The sequence below is a fragment of the Acinetobacter sp. UBA3106 genome (genome assembly GCA_002365595.1).
Classification (GTDB): Bacteria; Pseudomonadota; Gammaproteobacteria; order Pseudomonadales; family Moraxellaceae; genus Acinetobacter.
Genome location: DFAM01000001.1, coordinates 66,883 through 71,502, shown reverse-complemented (window position 1 = coordinate 71,502; position 4,620 = coordinate 66,883). Strand labels below are relative to the sequence as shown.

Sequence of the window (4,620 nt, the reverse complement as noted above, 5' to 3'; positions counted from 1 at the left end):
AAAAACATGACAGTGTTGACTCAGGCCGCAGCAATGAGCAGTGCGTCAGCATCGGTAGATAATCAGGCTGCAATTAATGAAGGTAATAGCAATGCAGAAAAAGCATTGGCAGCAATTAATCCGGAGCAGATTCGTGCACTGGATGTTGCTACCGCATTGAATATGCAGATTATTAATTTTGCTACCGCAAGTGCAGAGATTCCAGAGGCCAATAAACCCATTCTGGATCAAGCTGCGGCATTGATGAAACGCGCGCCACAAGTTCAATTAACGGTAAAAGGGCATACAGACGCCGTAGGCAATGCTGAGGCGAATAAAGCATTATCACAAAAACGTGCTCAAGCCATTATGGATTATCTGGTTAAACAGGGGGTAGATCCTGCCCAGTTGCAAGCTGTGGGATATGGTTCGGAACAACCTGTAGCGGATAATGCAACAGATGAAGGTCAGTTTAAAAACCGCCGTATTGAGTTTGAGGTATTAAATACCGAAACGGGCGTGGTGCGTGAAGTGGATGAGCAGGGCGTCAATAAACAGTAAATATACTGAAGACAGACCTTATCTCAGTTTAAAACAGTATGTATAACCATACTGTTTAAATCGCAATTAAATAAAAGGACGAATTGATTCGTCCTTTTATTCTTGGCATGCTTGAACTGAATTGTAAAACGTGAACTTAGCTATGCGAATCAGTTTTATTGGCGCAGGACGGGTAGCCCATCATCTGGCTATTGTTTTAAGCCAAAATCATCAAATTGTGCAGGTTTATAGCCGAACTTTAGCACATGCCCAGACGTTGGCGAGTCAGGTCGCTGCCATGGCCACGGTCAATATTGCAGAACTTGAAACAGATGTCGATTTGGTGATTATTGCCGTGAGCGATCAGGCCATTGCTGAGGTCATTCAACAGGTGCATGCACAATTAAGCGATGTCTTAATTGTGCATACCTCAGGCAGTACTGATATTCAAGTTCTGGCAAAGGTTCATGCACGTGCCGGGGTGTTTTATCCTTTACAGACCTTTAGTCTGGCCCGCGAAGTGAATTGGCAGAGCACGCCATTGTTTGTAGAAGTAAGCCAGGCGAATGATCTGGTGCAATTGTCCGAGCTGGCAAATAGCCTAAGTTCACGCGTCTATACCTATACATCGGCACAGCGTTTAAGCCTGCATTTGGCGGCTGTATTTGCCTGTAACTTTAGCAATTATTGTTATGACATGGCGAAGCAGATTGTCGATGCCAAACAGGTCGATTTCTCACTGCTTTATCCCTTAATTTTAGAAACAGCCCATAAAGCCGTACAGCATGACCCTAAGCAGATGCAGACCGGACCTGCAATGCGAGGCGATCAGAATATCCTGAATATGCATCAGCAGATGTTGAATGACGCCAAACGGGAAGATTTGAAAAATGTTTACAATTTGATGAGTCAGCAGATTTTGCAATCGCATCATGGTTAAGAGTGACTTAAACTTAAACAGATTGAGATCATGCATTGCAAAAGGAGGCGCGTATGGCCAAGGATTTTAACAGTCAGTATGTGGTTGATGGCTATGATGAACATATACGGAAGCTCATTCCCGGCTACGAAGTGGTACATCAACAAATTCGGGCTTTATTAAAAACATATGTGGATGAATATGCACATGTGCTGATTGTTGGCTGTGGTACCGGCTATGAACTGGGTCATCTGGTTCAGTTATTTCCTGACTGGACCTTTACTGCAACAGAGTTGTCGGAAAACATGCTGGATAAAGCCAGACACCATATCCATGCCTTAAATGCATCGCATCGGGTGGAGTTTGTCCTGGGTGATGTAGACCAGTTAAAAACAGGCCAATCTTTTGATGCAGCACTTTCCATTTTGGTCACGCATTTTGTGGACTTTAAAGATAAGCCCAATTTCTTTAAAGCTATTTCTTCGCGGTTAAAATCTCAAGGACTATTCCTGACCTTTGACTTAACCAAAATTAAGTCTACTCAGGAGCTACAAGCACTCAGATCTATATGTGAGGCAAATGGCTTAACGCCCTCACAGACTGCGGCGATGGTGGATCGTTTAGACGATGATTTTTTTCCACTCTCGAAGCAGGAAACATTTGAACAACTTAAAGGCTGTGGTTTTGATGCGGTAGAGCGCTTTACGCAAATTTTATCCTATCAGGGCTTTATGGCTAAAATGTAAAAGTCTGTCGTAAAGATGGTCTAATTACTGCACATTCATATATTTATTTAATTTGGATAAAAGACACTGCTGTTGCATCGCGTTCTATGTTATTAAAAGACATTATAAAACTAATCAATAAAAATAATGTTAAGGAATAAGAAAGATGCAGCAGGAATTCGATTATATCGTGATTGGCGGGGGCAGTGCCGGCAGTGTTTTGGCAAGTCGTTTAACTGAAGATCCAAACATTTCGGTATGTTTATTAGAAGCCGGGGGAAATGGGGAAAATTGGACCGTAAATATTCCAGCTGCAGCTGTGGTCAGCTTACCGACCAGAATTAACAACTGGGCTTTTGAGACTGTGCCACAGGCAGGGCTGAATGGACGCAAAGGTTATCAGCCACGTGGTAAAGGTTTGGGCGGTTCTTCCAATATTAATGCCATGATTTATATTCGCGGCAATCAGGCCGATTATGATCATTGGGCTTCTTTAGGCAATACTGGTTGGTCTTATCAAGAAGTGTTGCCTTATTTTATTAAATCTGAAAATAACGAACGCTTACAGAATCACTATCATGGCAACTCGGGGCCGCTTTCAGTTTCCGATATCCGTACCGATAATCCACTGCATCAGCGTTATATTGCTGCTGCCAAAGCTGAAGGCTACAAAATACTGGATGATTTTAACGGTGCGGAACAGGAAGGTTTGGGAGTTTATCAAGTTACGCATGTCAATGGTGAACGCTGCAGCGCTGCCCGTGCCTATTTATATCCACATTTGCAGCGTCCCAACCTGATCGTTTTAACCCACGCACTGACACAGAAAATTCTGATTGAACAGAAAACTGCACTAGGCGTAGAAGTGCAGCATGCGGGGCAAATCAAACAGCTACGTGCCCGGAAAGAGGTATTGCTGAGTGCCGGTGCAATCCAGTCTCCGCAAATTCTGATGCTGTCCGGCATTGGTGATCAGGCTGAGCTGACAGCACATAAAATTGAAGTGAAGCATCATTTACCGGGTGTAGGTAAAAATTTTCATGATCATCCAGACTTTATTTTTGGCTATAGCGTGAAAGATATACAGGGCACGTTTGGTGTGTCTATGTCCGGCTCACTGGATCTGTTTAAGCAGCTGGGACGTTATCGCAAGGAGCGCCGTGGCATGATTGCTTCAAACTTTGCCGAATGTGGCGGTTTTTTAAAAAGCGATCCTTCATTGACCATTCCAAACTTGCAGTTGCATTTTGTCGTGGCGCTGGTTGATGATCATGCACGTAAATTTCATCCCAGCCACGGCGTTTCCTGCCACGTTTGTCTGCTAAATCCACGCAGCCGCGGTTCGGTTCAGCTCAGCGGTAACAAGATTTCTGACCCATTAAAAATCGATCCTAACTTCCTGGGAGATGAGCAGGATCTGGAAGACTTGGTGCAAGGCTTTAAACTCACGAGAAAACTGATGCAGTCCCCTTCATTATCCGAAATTTATAAACGCGATCTGTTTACCGAGCATGTAAAAACCGATGATGATATTCGCCAGATTCTGCGTGAGCGGGCAGACACGGTTTATCATCCGGTGGGCAGCTGTAAAATGGGAATGGATGACATGGCGGTGGTTGACCCGCAATTACGGGTATATGGCATACAGAATTTACGTGTGGTGGATGCATCCATTATGCCGACTGTAGTGAATGGTAACACCAATGCGCCGGTGATCATGATTGCGGAAAAAGCGGTCGATTTGATTCGTCAAAGTGCTTTCACACAGTATGTGGCTTGAATAGACAAGGAATTGTACTGACATCAGCTGAAGTTTCATTTATGTTGTAAAACAAGAAAAATAGGAAATAAGACTATGGCGATGGAACAACATCAGCTTTTTGACAGCATCGATGAGTTTGGGGCAGAAGATTCTGACACAGCAGACCTGCAGTTGCAGCAGGTTTTTGAACTGCAAAAGCAGGCATTTAAAGCCCAGACCTATCCAGGTTTTGAGCAACGCAAGCAGCATTTACAAACCTTGTATCAAATGGTTGCGCAGCATCAGGATGAAATCGCGGCAGCCATCAGCCATGACTTTTCCAACCGCAGTTCAGATGAAACCCGTCTGTTTGAGGTGATGACCAGCTTGAATGGCATCAAACACAGTCTGAAGCATTTAAGAAAATGGATGAAGCCGAGTAAGCGTGAAGTCGGCATTTTGTTCCAGCCGGCCAGTGGCTATGTCATGTATCAGCCTTTAGGGGTTATTGGCGTGATTGTGCCCTGGAATTATCCTTTGTTTTTGGCGATCGGACCTTTGGCACAGGCTTTAGCTGCCGGCAACAACGTCATGCTGAAAATGAGCGAATACACGCCAACATTTTCTGAACTGTTTAAAAAGCTGATTGCGGAAAATTTTGCCCAAAGCCATGTCAATGTTATTACCGGTGATGCACAGACTGCACAAAAGTTTAC

At 44.2% G+C, this 4,620-nt stretch carries 5 protein-coding genes; all 5 read left to right on the top strand.

All coding sequences use genetic code 11. From position 1 onward, the window contains the following. On the top strand, positions 1 to 540 hold a 540-nt coding region (locus B4C48_RS00395), incomplete at its 5' end, for an OmpA family protein (protein WP_291352316.1). A 142-nt stretch (positions 541 to 682) separates the two neighbouring features. Then, positions 683 to 1,459, top strand: coding sequence for a Rossmann-like and DUF2520 domain-containing protein (locus B4C48_RS00390; RefSeq protein WP_291352314.1), 777 nt, complete (start codon positions 683 to 685; stop codon positions 1,457 to 1,459). Between the two features lie 53 nt (positions 1,460 to 1,512). Further along, complete coding sequence (locus B4C48_RS00385; RefSeq protein WP_291352312.1) at positions 1,513 to 2,184, top strand: class I SAM-dependent methyltransferase; 672 nt, start codon at positions 1,513 to 1,515, stop codon at positions 2,182 to 2,184. Positions 2,185 to 2,329: 145 nt separating this feature from the next. Beyond that, on the top strand, positions 2,330 to 3,943 hold the full coding sequence (locus B4C48_RS00380; RefSeq protein WP_291352310.1) for a GMC family oxidoreductase: 1,614 nt from the start codon (positions 2,330 to 2,332) through the stop codon (positions 3,941 to 3,943). Between the two features lie 75 nt (positions 3,944 to 4,018). Continuing rightward, positions 4,019 to 4,620 (top strand): aldehyde dehydrogenase family protein (locus B4C48_RS00375; RefSeq protein WP_291352308.1); only part of this gene is annotated, 602 nt, incomplete at its 3' end.

What these genes read in the sequence shown, in the direction of transcription:
- B4C48_RS00380 (WP_291352310.1), top strand. Translation starts at nt 2,330, where the DNA reads ATGCAGCAGGAATTCGATTATATCGTGATTGGCGGGGGCAGTGCCGGC.
- B4C48_RS00390 (WP_291352314.1), top strand. Translation starts at nt 683, where the DNA reads ATGCGAATCAGTTTTATTGGCGCAGGACGGGTAGCCCATCATCTGGCT.
- B4C48_RS00385 (WP_291352312.1), top strand. Translation starts at nt 1,513, where the DNA reads ATGGCCAAGGATTTTAACAGTCAGTATGTGGTTGATGGCTATGATGAA.